General features: G+C 72.6%; 12 protein-coding genes. 6 read left to right on the top strand and 6 right to left on the bottom strand.

The window, feature by feature from the left end; translation table 11 throughout:
• The first annotated feature begins 11 nt into the window (after positions 1 to 11).
• A complete protein-coding gene (locus tag BLP95_RS04210; RefSeq protein ID WP_218118518.1) occupies positions 12 to 860 on the top strand; it encodes an alpha/beta hydrolase in 849 nt (282 codons plus the stop codon).
• Between the two features lie 7 nt (positions 861 to 867).
• Here BLP95_RS04210 and BLP95_RS04205 read toward each other — a convergent pair whose 3' ends face one another.
• A complete protein-coding gene (locus BLP95_RS04205) occupies positions 868 to 2,046 on the bottom strand; it encodes an FAD-dependent monooxygenase (RefSeq protein WP_089677170.1) in 1,179 nt (392 codons plus the stop codon).
• A 114-nt stretch (positions 2,047 to 2,160) separates the two neighbouring features.
• Here BLP95_RS04205 and BLP95_RS04200 point away from each other — a divergent pair, with 114 nt between their 5' ends.
• Positions 2,161 to 2,631: a TspO/MBR family protein gene (locus BLP95_RS04200; protein WP_089677169.1), complete on the top strand. Its 471-nt coding sequence runs from the start codon at positions 2,161 to 2,163 to the stop codon at positions 2,629 to 2,631.
• 164 nt (positions 2,632 to 2,795) lie between these two features.
• Here BLP95_RS04200 and BLP95_RS04195 read toward each other — a convergent pair whose 3' ends face one another.
• Complete coding sequence (locus BLP95_RS04195; protein ID WP_089677168.1) at positions 2,796 to 5,162, bottom strand: putative inorganic carbon transporter subunit DabA; 2,367 nt, start codon at positions 5,160 to 5,162, stop codon at positions 2,796 to 2,798.
• Positions 5,159 to 6,769: an NADH-quinone oxidoreductase subunit L gene (locus BLP95_RS04190; protein ID WP_089677167.1), complete on the bottom strand. Its 1,611-nt coding sequence runs from the start codon at positions 6,767 to 6,769 to the stop codon at positions 5,159 to 5,161. Before BLP95_RS04190 ends, BLP95_RS04195 begins: the two co-directional genes overlap by 4 nt.
• A 127-nt stretch (positions 6,770 to 6,896) precedes the next feature.
• On the opposite strand from BLP95_RS04190, the gene BLP95_RS04185 reads away from it, so the two are divergent.
• On the top strand, positions 6,897 to 7,796 hold the full coding sequence (locus BLP95_RS04185) for a LysR family transcriptional regulator (protein ID WP_089677166.1): 900 nt from the start codon (positions 6,897 to 6,899) through the stop codon (positions 7,794 to 7,796).
• Here the strand turns inward: BLP95_RS04185 and BLP95_RS04180 are convergent, their stop codons facing one another.
• Positions 7,797 to 8,639, bottom strand: coding sequence for a Tim44 domain-containing protein (locus tag BLP95_RS04180; protein ID WP_089677165.1), 843 nt, complete (start codon positions 8,637 to 8,639; stop codon positions 7,797 to 7,799).
• Between the two features lie 106 nt (positions 8,640 to 8,745).
• On the opposite strand from BLP95_RS04180, the gene BLP95_RS04175 reads away from it, so the two are divergent.
• Entirely contained in the window at positions 8,746 to 9,321 is a 576-nt protein-coding gene (locus tag BLP95_RS04175) for an isochorismatase family protein (RefSeq protein ID WP_089677164.1), read from the top strand.
• A 198-nt stretch (positions 9,322 to 9,519) separates the two neighbouring features.
• Here BLP95_RS04175 and yaaA read toward each other — a convergent pair whose 3' ends face one another.
• Together yaaA and BLP95_RS04165 are read right to left on the bottom strand one after the other, a co-directional pair.
• Entirely contained in the window at positions 9,520 to 10,299 is a 780-nt protein-coding gene (gene yaaA / locus BLP95_RS04170) for a peroxide stress protein YaaA (protein WP_089677163.1), read from the bottom strand.
• A gap of 98 nt (positions 10,300 to 10,397) precedes the next feature.
• The gene (locus tag BLP95_RS04165) at positions 10,398 to 11,429 is read right to left on the bottom strand and encodes an NADP(H)-dependent aldo-keto reductase (RefSeq protein ID WP_089677162.1); all 1,032 of its coding nucleotides are present in this window, start codon (positions 11,427 to 11,429) and stop codon (positions 10,398 to 10,400) included.
• A gap of 209 nt (positions 11,430 to 11,638) precedes the next feature.
• On the opposite strand from BLP95_RS04165, the gene BLP95_RS04160 reads away from it, so the two are divergent.
• Both BLP95_RS04160 and BLP95_RS04155 read left to right on the top strand, forming a co-directional pair.
• The gene (locus BLP95_RS04160; RefSeq protein WP_023005118.1) at positions 11,639 to 12,154 is read left to right on the top strand and encodes a tetratricopeptide repeat protein; all 516 of its coding nucleotides are present in this window, start codon (positions 11,639 to 11,641) and stop codon (positions 12,152 to 12,154) included.
• 65 nt (positions 12,155 to 12,219) lie between these two features.
• A complete protein-coding gene (locus BLP95_RS04155) occupies positions 12,220 to 12,717 on the top strand; it encodes a 3'-5' exonuclease (protein WP_089677161.1) in 498 nt (165 codons plus the stop codon).
• Positions 12,718 to 12,721 lie beyond the last annotated feature (4 nt).

Raw genomic sequence — 12,721 nt, 5'->3', positions numbered from 1 at the left:
GGGTCGTAGGTATGGGCGCTGGGCTGCTGACCCTCTTCCACCGGCGCCTCAGGGTCAGCCTGGCCGCGCCCCGGGTGGCGGTGACGGCCAGCCTCGAGGCGCACGGCGTGGTGGGGGAGACGGTGACCTTCCCCACGCGGCGAGGCCGGACGCTGACCGGCTGGTGGCTGCCTGGAGAGGGGCGCGGCACGGTGGTGATCACCCATGGCTGGGGCGCCAACCGCGAGCTGATGCTGCCCCTGGCCAGGCCGCTGCAGGCGGCGGGCTGGAACGTGCTGCTGTTCGATGCGCGCAACCACGGCGACAGCGATGCCGACACCTTCTCCTCCATGCCGCGCTTCGCCGAGGACACCGAGGCGGCGCTGGCCTGGCTGCGTGCCCGCCCCGGCATGGCGGAGGCACCGGCGGTGCTGCTCGGCCATTCGGTGGGGGCCGCCGCGGTGCTGCTGGCCGCCTCGCGGCGCGACGATATCGGCGCGGTGGTCAGCCTTTCCGCCTTCGCCCACCCCGACGGCATGATGCGTCGCTGGCTGGCCGGCAAGGGGCTGCCCTTCTTCCCCCTGGGCTGGTACGTGCTGCGCTACGTGGAGCGGGTGATCGGCCACCGCTTCGACGCCATCGCCCCGGTGACTACCCTGCCGCGGGTGCGCTGTCCGGTGTTGCTGGTGCACGGCCGCGACGACCGGGTGATCCTGCCGGAGGATGCCGAGCGGCTCTTCGCCAGCCGCGGCGAGACGCCGGCGCGGCTGCACCTGCTGCCCGGCGACCACGACCTCAGCCGGCATATCGAGGCCGAGCTGCCCGAGCTGCTGGCGTTCCTTGAGGCGGCCCTGGCCGAGAGGGCCGGCGAGCCGGCCTGAGGCGGGGTCACACCCCCAGGGCGTGGCGCATCACCACTCGCTTGGCACCCTCCAGGCGCTCGGCGAGCGCCAACCCGGCGGCGCCGGCGTGGCGCAGCGGCGCGGCCCCGGTGAAGACGCGGTGGAAGGTCTCCATGGCGGCGATCATCGCCAGGGTCTGGGGGCGCCGCTCGCGGGCATAGCCGGCGAGGACCGGGTAGCCGCCCGGGTCGCGGCCGGCGTGGAAGGCGGCGATCACCCGCCGGCTCAACGCCTCGGCATCCTGCAGCCCCAGGTTGAGCCCCTGGCCGGCTAGCGGATGGATCACATGTGCGGCATCCCCCACCAGCGCCAGGCGTGAGCGCACGTAGCGCTCGGCGTGGCGACGGCGGATCGGGAAGCTGGCGCGCCCGAGCACGGCCTCCACGCCGCCCAGCCGGGCGGGGAAGTCATGCTCGATGGCGAGGCGCAGCGCCTCGTCGTCCAGCGCCTCGCGGGCCAGGGTGGCCTCGGCTCCGTCGTACCACACCAGCGAGGCGTGGTGACCGGGCAGCGGCAGCATCGCCTGGGGGCCGGCGGGGGTGAAGCGCTGCCAGCTGACGTCCTGCTGTGGCAGCCGGGTGCGCACGTTGATGATCAGCGCGCGCTGGCCGTACTCCTCGTCGCGGGTGGCGATGCCGGCCAGCTCCCGGGTCTGGGAGCCGGCGCCGTCGGCGCCCACCACCAGCCGCGCCGCCAGCATCCGGCCGTCGTCGAGCTCCATCAGGCTGTGGTGCCCGCCGGGCAGCCAGGCCACCGGCCGGGCGTGGCAGAGCGTGGTCACCTCGGGAATCTCCTCGAGGCGCCGCCATAACGCCTGACGGATCACCCGGTTCTCGACGAAGTGGCCGAAGTCCGGCAGCTCCAGGGCCTCGGCGCTGAAGCGGATGTGGCGCTTGTCGGCGGCGTCGCTGGCCTCGATATGGCGGAAGGGGCAGCGCCTCGCCTCGGGGATATGGTCCCAGGCGCCGACCTCCTCCAGCAGCCGCTGCGAGGCCAGGTTTAGCGACGACACCCGCAGGTCGAAGGGAGCCTCGATGGGGATCGCCGCGGGGGGCGGGCCGCCCTCCACCACGGCCACGCGCAGGCCGGCCTGGCCCAGCGCCGCGGCGACCGCCGCCCCCACCATGCCGCCGCCGACGATGATCGCGTCCAGGGTCTCGTCCATGCCGTCCTCCACGTGGCCACCTCCCGCTGCCGATTGTCGAGCGCCGCGGGAAACCCCTTTCGGGCCGCGGTCGCTACCGCCTAGGATACCGGAACCGAGACGCAAGGAGGCACCATGACCCCGACACGATCCGCGCCGATCCTGCTGGGCTGGCTGGCGCTGGTGATGCTGGCCGCTCTGACCGGCATCGCTACCCCGCCCGGTGCATGGTACGCGGGGCTTTCCAAGCCCCCCTTCACCCCGCCGAACCTGGCCTTCCCCATCGCCTGGACGCTGCTCTACCTGCTGATGGCGCTGGCGGCCTGGCGGGCGACCCTGGCGGCGTCGCCGGCGATGCGCTGGCACACCCTGTGGCCCTTCGTCGCCCAGCTCGCCGCCAACGCCCTGTGGTCGCCGCTGTTCTTCGGGCTGCACTGGATGGGCGCGGCGCTGGCGGTCCTGTTGCTGCTGTGGGCGCTGATCCTGCTCACCCTGCGCCGCTTCGCCGCGGTATCGCGACCGGCCGCCTGGCTGCTGGTGCCCTACCTGGCCTGGGTCAGCTACGCCGCCTATCTCAACGCCGCCACCTGGTGGCTGAACGGCTGAAGAGCCAGAATCCGCGTCGTCGGCTACGCCCCGCAATGCCTCAACGCCGCCACCTGGTGGCTGAACGGCTGAAGAGCCAGAGTCAGCGTCGTCGGCTACGCCCCGCAATGCCTCAACGCGGCCATCTGGTGGCTCAACGGCTGAGTGAACCGGGGCGCCCCTGCTCAGTCGAGGGGGCGCCAGCCGCCCGCCGTGTAGCGCTCAAGCCCCGCCTCGGTGAGGCGGCAGAGCCACAGCCAGCGGTGGTCGACCAGTCGGGCCACGTCGGGCTGGCGGGCCAGCACCCCCTCGATGCGTTCGCGTGGCGCGTCCACCACCACCGTCAGGCGCAGCGGCTCGTGGCGCCAGTCGTTGCCGTCGTGCAGCGACTGCATCGGCAGGCCGATGCGCAACTGGGGCGAGTTGCCCTCGATCACCCCCAGATGGCCCCCCACCACCGAGTGCAGCAGCTTGTTGCCCGCCCCGTGGCGCTGGTGATCGGCGGTGGAGGCGTAGTACTGCAGGTTGATCCAGTTGGCCACCAGCATGGGGGCGCTCATCAGCGCCTCCAGGGTGTGGCCGTCGGGGTCGCGTTCGGGGTGGTACTCGTGGAGGAAGACCCGTCCCTCCAGGTCGCGGCCGCGGCTCGCCGCCCGCGGGGCCAGCAGCAGGGCGGCGTTGTTGGCCAGCCCCCACTCCGGGCGCGGCTGGGACCAGTCGCCACCGCGCCGGGCCAGGGCGGCCAGACGTGTCTCGTCGTCCTCGGCCGCGACGTCCAGCGCCGCCGCGCGGGCCTCGCGGTTAGCCTGCCCAGCCTCTTCCAGCGCCTGTGCGAAGCGCGCGAGCAGGGGGGTGAGCGCCGCCGGCACCGCGTCGGTGTCGTGCAGGGTGACGCGGTCGGTGAGGGTGCAGTGGGTGGCGGCGAGCACATGGGTGCCCTCCGGCAGGCCGGCACCGCGCGCGGCCAGGCCATGGCGCACCTCGGGGTCGTTGAGCAGCCGCGCGGCCAGGCGGGCGTTGAGCCCGCCGCCCTGGCCGCCGCAGGCGCCGCAGGTCAGCCCGGCGTGGTGCGGGTTGTTGTCGCTTGCCGAGTCGTGACCCACCAGCACCAGCAGCGGGGCGGCGTCGCCGCCCGGCGCCAGGGCGTCGAGCAGACCCCGGGCGAGCTCGACCCTTTCCGCCGTGGTCAGCGGCTCGCCGCCGACGGCGTGGAAGGGGCCCTCCAGGGGCGTCGGCGAGGGGGTGGTTGCCGGGCGCCGGCGGCTGTCCCGGATCAGCTTCCAGGCCCAGGCGAGGCCGGTGGTCTCCACCAGGGTGAAGGTGGAGAGCGCATGGTACTTGGCGTGGCGGACCCCCTGGCGGCTGGCTTCCCGGCGGTGACGGCGGCGGTGCAGGGGGGCCAGCGGCGGCGCCTCGGCGGTGCGGTAGCGCGGGGCGAGAAGGCCGGGGAGCCGCGGCAGGTCGCGTTCCGGCCCCGCGCTCGAGTGGGTGATGGGCATGCCGAAGAAGCCCGCCACGCCCTGGGTGGTGACCTCCTCCCAGGCGGCCTCCAGGTGGCGCCGCAGCGGCTCGGAGCGCACGTCGATGCAGAAGGCCGCCTGCACGCTGGGTGCCGGGTGCGGTGCGGTGGGCGTGGCCAGGGTCGCCGCCAGGCGTCGCTGGTAGCCCAGCTCCAGGGCGGCCTGCCAGCACCACAGGGCCTCGTGGTCGCGGTCGGCGGGCGCCGGCGTCGCCTCCCACTGCGCCGCCCAGCGGGCACGCCGCGCCGCCTCCAGCTCGGCCAGCCCCAGCCACTCCCAGGCCAGCAGGATCACCAGCAGCTGATCGATGCCGGCGTGGGTGGCGGCATGGGGGGTGTGCCAGGCCAGCCCCTGGCACCAGGAGGCCCAGCCATTGACCCGCAGCAGCAGGATGTGGGCCAGCGCCTCCAGTGCCTCGGGTGGCAGCGCGAGCTCGGCAAGCAATAGCTCGCGGGCGGCCGAGGCGTCGTCAGGCAGCATGGCCACCCGCCGGCGCTGGGTGGTGCTCAGGCGCCGGTCGTGACGGCTCTGGTCTTGCCACCAGGCGTAGAGCGGGGTCGTGGTGTCGCGCTCCCAGCGCTGCTGGTGGTGGTCGAAGTAGCCGGCGCAGCACTCCGCCACCGCCTCGAAGGCGTCGTCGGTCGTCGGGGCGGTGTCCTCGCCGGCCAGTTCCCAGGCGCTCGCCAATACTCGGGGGGCCGCCTGATGGCGTTCCAGGCTCGCCAGCAGGGCGGCCTCGTCCAGCGAGGCGTTGCTCAGGGCGATCGCCGCGCGCAGCTCCTCGGGGCGGATGCGTCCGCGCTCCCAAGCCTGGCGATAGGCCTCGGGGGCGAGGGTCAGGCGGCCCCCGCCGCGCCGGGCGAGCAGCGCCTCGGCCCGATCGATGGGCAGGTCGCGCAGCCCCCACCAGGGGTTGACGGCGATCCAGCGGTCGAGCGGCCAGGTGGGGGCGATGCGCTCGGCGGCACGCGAGAGGGCCAGTTGATGCTCGGCGGTGACGCTCGGGACGGCGGTGGCGGCGACGGCGGTCATGACACCTCTCCTCTGGCGGTGACGGTCCGGGACGGGCGGCTAAGCCGGGTGGGTTCGGGCAGGCGGTGGCGCATCAGGCGATCGGTGGCGCGCTCCAGCGGCAGGTGGGCGTAGAGGCCCTGGCGGAAATGGGTGCGCCAGCGTGCCACCGCGGGATGCCGGGGCCGCAGCGTGACCGCCAGGGCCAGGCCGACCAGCGTCATCAGCAGCGCGGCACCAAGCAGGCCGGCGGCCAGGGTCAGCGGGTCGGCGGCCCGCGGCAGGGCCGGCGCCACCAGGGCGTGGAGCAGCGCATAGAGCGGCACCAGGGCCAGCGCCATGGCCGCGAGGAGCAGGCGGCGCGGGCGATCCAGCCCGGCGGGCAGGCCCAGCAGCGCCCCACCCACCGCCAGGGTCAGCAGTGCGCCGAGCAGCGGGTTGTGGCTGACCAGGGCGGGCCAGGCCAGCAGCACGGCCCCCGCCGCCGCGGCGGCGAGGCCCGCCGTCGCCAGGCGTTCCTGCAGCGGGGCCAGCGGCAGCCGCGAGCAGCGCGCCGCGCGCACCGTGCGGCCGCTGGCCAGGAAGGAGTGGGCCTTGTAGAGGGAGTGGGCGAGCAGGTGGACCAGCGCCAGGGTGTAGGCACCCAGGCCGATCTCCAGCAGCATGAAGCCCATCTGGGCGCAGGTGGACCAGGCCAGGGCGTGCTTGACCGAGGCCTGGGTGAGCATGGTCAGCACCGCGACGATGGCGGTGGTGCCGCCGATGGCGACCAGCAGCAGGTGGCCCGGGGTGAGGCCGTCGAACAGCGGATAGAGGCGCAGCCAGACGTAGCCGCCGAGGTTGATCACCCCGGCGTGGAGCAGCGCCGAGACCGGGGTGGGGGCCTCCATCACCTTCATCAGCCAGCCGTGCAGCGGCAGCTGGGCGCACTTGCAGAGTGCGGCCAGGGCCAGCGCCACGGAGGCCGCCGGCAGTGCCCAGCCCTCGCCGGTGGTGGCCTCGGCGGCGGCCAGCAGCACCGGCAGCTCGAAGCTGCCGTAGTGGTGGAAGAGCAGGCCCACCGCGGCGAGCAGGGCGAGGTCCCCCAGGCGGCTGACGGCGAACTTCTGCCAGGCGGCGCGGCGCGCCTCGCGGCGCTCCGGGTAGAGGGTCAGCAGGTGGTGGAGGGCCAGGCTGACGCCGACCCAGGCCACCAGCATCACCAGCAGGTGGTGGGTGAACACCAGCAGCAGCACGCTGGCCAGCACCACCAGGCACCAGGGCAGGAAGCGCGCGCGCCCGCGGTCACCCTCGAGGTAGCCGTCGGCGAAGCGCAGCAGCACCACGCCGAGGAAGCTGATCAGCAGCGCCATCCATACCGCCAGGCCATCGGGGTAGAGGCCCAGGGGGGCGGCGACCGCCGGCAGGCCGGTGGCAAGGCCGGCGGCATCGGCGACCAGCAGGGCGCCGATCGCCGCGCTGGCCAGGAAGCTGCCGGCCATCAGCGCCTGGCCCAGGCGCCAGGCGCGCCGCTGGCGGGCGGGGGTGGTGGCGCGGCCGGACCAGCCGGCGAGCAGCAGCAGCGCGACCGGCAGCGCCAGCCATACCGCCAGCGACGCATGGATCGCCGCATCGAGCAGGGTCGTCATGGTAGGGCTCCTGTGGAGAACGGGTTGCCCGTACTATGCCGCCTGCACCATGTTGCAAAAAATGGTTTATCGAGAAGGTATCGTTCGTTTAAAAAGAACGAATCACGCCATCGCCCGGAGCGCGGCCATGAAGCTCAACTACCACCATCTCTACTACTTCTGGCAGGTCGCCCGGTCGGGGCACCTGACCCGCACCGCCGAGGCGTTGCACGTCTCGCAGTCGGCGCTCTCCCACCAGATCCGCCAGCTGGAGGAGCGCCTGGGTCAGAAGCTGTTCCTGCGCGAGGGGCGCACGCTGCGCCTCACCGAGGCGGGGCGGCTGGCCTTCGACTATGCCGAGGCCATCTTCCGCCAGGGGGAGGAGCTCACCGCGCTGTTCGCCGAGGGCGGCCATGCCCATCGCGAGGTGATCCGGGTGGGGGCGGTGGCGACGCTGTCGCGCAACTTCCAGGAGGAGTTCCTGCGCCCGCTGCTCGACCGCGAGGACCTGGAGCTGAGCCTGCAGAGCGGCGGGCTCGACGACCTGCTGCGGCGTCTCTCGGCCCACCGCCTGGACGTGGTGCTGGCCAACCAGTCGGTGCGCGGCGACGACCAGCACCCCTGGCGCTCCCAGCGCCTGGCGCGCCAGCCGGTGAGCATCATCGGGGCGACGCGCCTGGGCCCGCTGGCGCCCTTCCCCGAGGGGCTCGCCGGCCGCGGCCTGATCGTGCCCGGGCCGGAGAGCAGCGTGCGCCAGGCCTTCGACGGACTCTGCGAGCTGCACCGGCTGTCGCCGACGATCATCGCCGAGGTGGACGACATGGCCCTGATGCGCCTGCTGGCCCGCGACACCGGCCACCTGGCGGTGATGCCGCCGGTGGTGGTGCGCGACGAGCTGCGTGTCGGGAGCCTGAGCGACTTCGGCGCCCTGCCCGGGGTGTTCGAGGAGTTCTACGCCATCACCATCCGCCGGCGCTTCGAGTCGCCGCTGCTCAAGCGCCTGCTGAACCAGTCCAGCGAGGCGCTGCTGCCCGGCAGGCGGGAGTGATCAGGCGTTCTGCTCGATGCCCTGCACGTACCAGGGGGCGCCGTCGCGCAGCTCACGCACCAGGTGCCAGGTCTCGTTGAACTCGTTGTGCTCGCCGTTCTCGTCGAGGATGCCGTGGAAGATCACCGTGGCCTCGGCTTGGCTGCCCACCTCCTGCACCATGCCGAGCTCGGCGAACAGGCGCACCACCTCGGTGCGGTTGTTGGCCGGCTGGTTGGCGCGCTCCTCGCGCAGCAGGTTGTAGAGCTCCGGGGTGACGTACTCCTGGATGCCGGCGAGGTCGTTGTTGTCCCAGGCGCGTTGCAGAGTCATGAAGTGCTCCTTGGCGCCACCCAGGAAGCGCTCGCGGTCGAACCACGTGGGCTCGCCGGCGAAGGCGCCGCCGAGCGGGGCGCCGCTGGCCTGGAAGGGCTGGGCGGTGGCGCCGCCACGAGCCTCCTCGGCGCTCGGCGCGGGGCCGCCCGCCACCGCCGGCCGGCGCCGGGCCAGCAGCCGGAAGAGCAGGAAGGCGATGCCGGCCACCACCAGGATATCCATCAGCCGCAGCTCGTCGAAGGCGCCGCCGAAGAACAGCGCGGCGAGCAGGCCGCCGGCGAGCAGTCCGCCGAGCATACCCGGCATGCGCGAACCGGCGCGCCCCTGGGTGGCGCGGGTGCCGGCGGCCTGGTTCTGGGTGGCGGCCGGCTGCTGCTGCACGCTGCGCGACTGGGTGCCGAAGCTCTTGCCGCCGCCCAGGCGGCGCGCCTCGGCGTCCTGCAGGGCCGGGCCCAGGGTGAAGAGGCCCGCCACCAGCATGATCAGCAGGTGACGGAAGAGCGAGGTGTGGGCGAATCGTGTGGTCATGGGGGTGTCGTCTTCGGTGAGGGGAGGGAGGAAGAGTCGAGTCAGGCCATTCTAGCGGCTATTCTGGGAGCTTCCACGACAAAGGCACCACAGGGGAGCGAACACCATGCGCCTGACGCGAGAAGAGAGCCTGCTGCTGATCGTCGACCTGCAGGCGGGGCTGCTGCCGGTCATTGAGCACGGCGACCAGGCGGTCAACGAGGCCGCCTGGCTGGGCGGCCTGGCCGAGTCACTCGAGGTGCCGGTATGGCTCACCGAGCAGTACCCCGAGGGGCTCGGCGGCAGCGAGCCGCGGCTGCTCGAGGCGCTGCCGGGGCATCGTCGCTGGCAGAAGCTCACCTTCGACGCCTGCGCCAACCCGGAGTTCAGCGCGGCCCTGGCGGAGAGCGGCCGGCGGCAGGTGGTGCTGTGCGGGACCGAGGCGCATATCTGCGTGATGCAGACCGGGCTCGGCCTGCTCGAGGCGGGTTACGAGGTCTACTGGCTTACCGAGGCCTGCGCCAGCCGCCGCGCGGCGGAGGCACGCCTGGCCCGGGAGCGCATGGTGCAGGCGGGTGCGGTGGCGGTGAGCGCCGACATGGTGGCCTATGAGTGGCTGCACCGCTGCGACGACGAGCGCTTCAAGCAGGCCCATCGCCGCTTCCTCAAGGCTCGTGCCTCGCGGCCGCTGGTGTTTGTGTAGGGAGCACGAAATGGCCTCCCGGCAGAGGTGGCGAGGTCCGGCAATACCCCCGGCGCGTCTGGCGGCGCCAGTCGCGAGGCGGAGCCTCCTTCCTGCAAGGTTTGGCACTCAAAGGCGGTTTCACCACCCTGCAGGAGGCCGGGTCCCCCGGGCGATTGGAGGCCGGAGGCCTCCCCGGATGATGTCTCCCATATAGGCTTAGGCGGCGCCTTCGGGGCGGGTGAAGACCAGGGTGTCGCCCTCGCTCATGGCGGCGTTATAGGCGTAGCCGGCCACGTCGAAGTCCTTGAGACCCTCCGGGTCATCGAGGCGCTGGCGGATCATCCAGGCGGCCATCAGGCCGCGGGCCTTCTTGGCGTAGAAGCTGATGATCTTGAGCTTGCCGTTCTTCTCGTCCTTGAACACCGGGGTGATCACCCGCGCCTCGAGCGTCCTGGTATCGATCGCCTTGAAGTACTCGTTGGAGGCCAGGTTGACCAGCACCGGGCTGCCGCTCTGTGCCACGGCGCGATCGAGTTCGGCGGTGAGGGTCGCCTTCCAGAAGGCGTAGAGGTCCTTGCCCGCCGGGTTCTGCAGCCGGGTGCCCATCTCCAGGCGGTAGGGCTGGATCAGGTCCAGCGGGCGCAGCAGGCCGTAGAGGCCGGAGAGGATGCGCAGGTGCTCCTGGGCGAAGGCGTTGTCGTCGTCGTCGAAGGTATCGGCCTCGAGCCCCACGTAGACGTCGCCCTGGAAGGCCTGGGCGGCGGGCTTGGCGTTCTCCGGCGTGAAGGGCGTGTGCCAGTCGCCGAAGCGCGCGGTGTTGAGGGCGGCGAGCTTGTCGCTGATGCCCATCAGCTCGCCGAGTTGCTGGGGCGAATAGTCGCGCAGGATCTCGATCAGCTCGCGGCTCTGCTCGAGGAAGTCCGGCTGGGTATGGCGGGCCGTGGTCGCCGGGGTCTCGAAGTCCAGCGTCTTGGCGGGCGAGATCACGCTCAGCATGGGGCGCTCCTGAATCCGGTGGGGTCGCGGCGAGTATACCAAGGGCACCCCGCCCGAGGGGCTATCGCGGTGATAGCCGCCGGGCGGGGCGGGCGGCCTCAGGGGGCCGGGTTGGGGTAGCGGCGGTGGACCTCCTCGATGGCCTCGAGCACCTCGCCGTCCAGGCGCAGGGACTCGCTGGCCAGGTTGCTCTCCAGCTGCGCCATGCTGGTGGCGCCGATGATGTTGCTGGTCAGGAAGGGGCGCGAGTTGACGAAGGCGAGTGCCATCTGCGCGGGGTCCAGGTCGGCCTCCCGGGCGATCCGCACGTACTCGGCGGTGGCGGCCTGGGCCTGGGGGTTGGTGTAGCGCTGGAAGCGCTCGAACAGGGTCAGCCGCGCCCCCTCGGGGCGGGCGCCGTCCAGGTACTTGCCGGAGAGCATGCCGAAGGCCAGCGGCGAGTAGGCCAGCAGCCCCACCCGCTCGCGATGGGCGATCTCGGCCAGGCCCACCTCGAAGCTGCGGTTGAGCAGGTTGTAGGGGTTCTGCACCGAGGCGACCCGCGGCAGGCCCTGGGCATCGGCCAGCTGCAACGCGCGCATCACCCCCCAGGGGGTGTCGTTGGAGAGCCCGATGGCGCGCACCTTGCCGGCGTCCACAAGCTCCTTGAGGGCGGCCAGGGTCTCCTCCAGCGGGGTGGCGTCCTCCTCCTCGTCGTGCACATAGCCGAGCTTGCCGAAGAAGTTGGCCTTCCGCTCCGGCCAGTGCAGCTGGTAGAGGTCGACGTAGTCGGTCCTGAGGCGCTCAAGGCTCGCGTCGATGGCCCGGTGGAGGTGCTCGCGGGTCAGCCGCGGGCCGCCACGGATATGCCCGAGGCCGGGGCCGGTGGCCTTGGTGGCGATGATCACGTCGTCGCGGCTGCCGCGGCGCTCGAGCCAGCTGCCGATATAGGCCTCGGTGCGCCCCTGGGTCTCGGCCTTCGGCGGCACCGGGTACATCTCGGCGGTGTCGATGAAGTTGATGCCGAAGGCCACCGCACGGTCGAGCTGTTCGTGGGCCTCGGCCTCGCTGTTCTGCTCGCCGAAGGTCATGGTGCCCAGGCAGAGGCGGCTGACCTCGATGCCGGTATCGCCCAGCGGTCGCGTCTGCATCCTGGCGTCCTCGCGGTTCGGGAATGGAGTCGGCATGGTAGCCAGGCGCCGCCAGGGCGGCAAATGCCGGGGGTTGAGTCCCCGCGGGGGCGGGCGTATGCTGGCCGCCCGTTGCGCCCCGGGGGATCCGGGGCGACACCGATCACGGACGCCGCGCACAGGATGGTGCCGGGTGTCTCTCTTTGCGTTACAGGATCCGGCAGAAGGCCATGACACAGGCATCCTCTCTGTTTACCCGGCTCGAGTACCGCCTGGCGGAGCAGCTCTTCCATACCCGCTGGCTGCCCCGCTCGCCGCGCACCCAGCGATTGACGATGCGCCTCTTCCAGCGCTGCGCCGACGCCGGCCACCCGGCCGCGCTCTCCACCTATGGGCACATGCTGTTCCATCGCGGGCTGACGCCCCAGGACAAGGCGCGCGGCGCCCGCTACGTGCTCGAGGCGGCCCATGCCGGTGACCCTCGGGCCCAGTACCAGGCCGCGCAGATCCATGAGCACGGCTGTCTGCTCTACCCGCGCCGCGATGACCACGCCGTGACCTGGTACGCCCGGGCCGGCGAGGCGGGCCACCCCCTGGCCGCCCAGCGCCTGGCGCGCGCCTACCGCGAGGGGCAGCTGGGGCTGCCGGTGGACGCCGAGCGCGCCGCCCAGTGGCAGGCGCTGGCCGATCGCGCCGCCGGCTTCGACGAGGCGCTGGACAGCGTCGAAGACCAGACGCGACACTAGTCCCGAGGCGTCGCCCCGTCGGCGCTCCTCCTTCCGTGGCTGCCTCGAGGACCCCGCCCGCCGTGATGTTACCGACCCTGCTCGATATCGAGGCGTCCGGCTTCGGGCGTGGCAGCTACCCCATCGAGGTGGGCCTGGCCCGCCCGGACGGCAGCAGCTGTGCCTTCCTGATCCAGCCCCTCCCCGAGTGGACCCACTGGGACCCCAAGGCCGAGCTGCTCCACGGCATCAGTCGGGCGCGACTGCGCCGCGAGGGGTATCCGGTGCGCCAGGTGGCGCAGTGGCTCAACGACGAGTTGAGCGAGGCGGGGATCTGCTACAGCGACAGCTGGGGCTACGACAACACCTGGCTGTCGCTGCTCTTCCATCACGCCGGCATGCTGCCGGCCTTCCGCCTGGAGGCGCTGCGCCGGCTGCTCAGCGAGCGGCAGGTGGCGCTGTGGACGCGCACCAAGGAGACGCTGATCGAGGAGCTGGGCATCCACCGCCATCGCGCCGGCGAGGACGCCCGGCTGCTGCAGCTCACCTACCGGCGCACCCGGGAGCTGGCCGGCGAGGCCTGACCCG

It is taken from the genome of Halomonas shengliensis, assembly GCF_900104135.1.
GTDB lineage: Bacteria > Pseudomonadota > Gammaproteobacteria > Pseudomonadales > Halomonadaceae > Halomonas > Halomonas shengliensis.
Note: the sequence above shows the minus strand (reverse complement) of the source record. Positions and strands in the feature narration are given on the sequence as shown.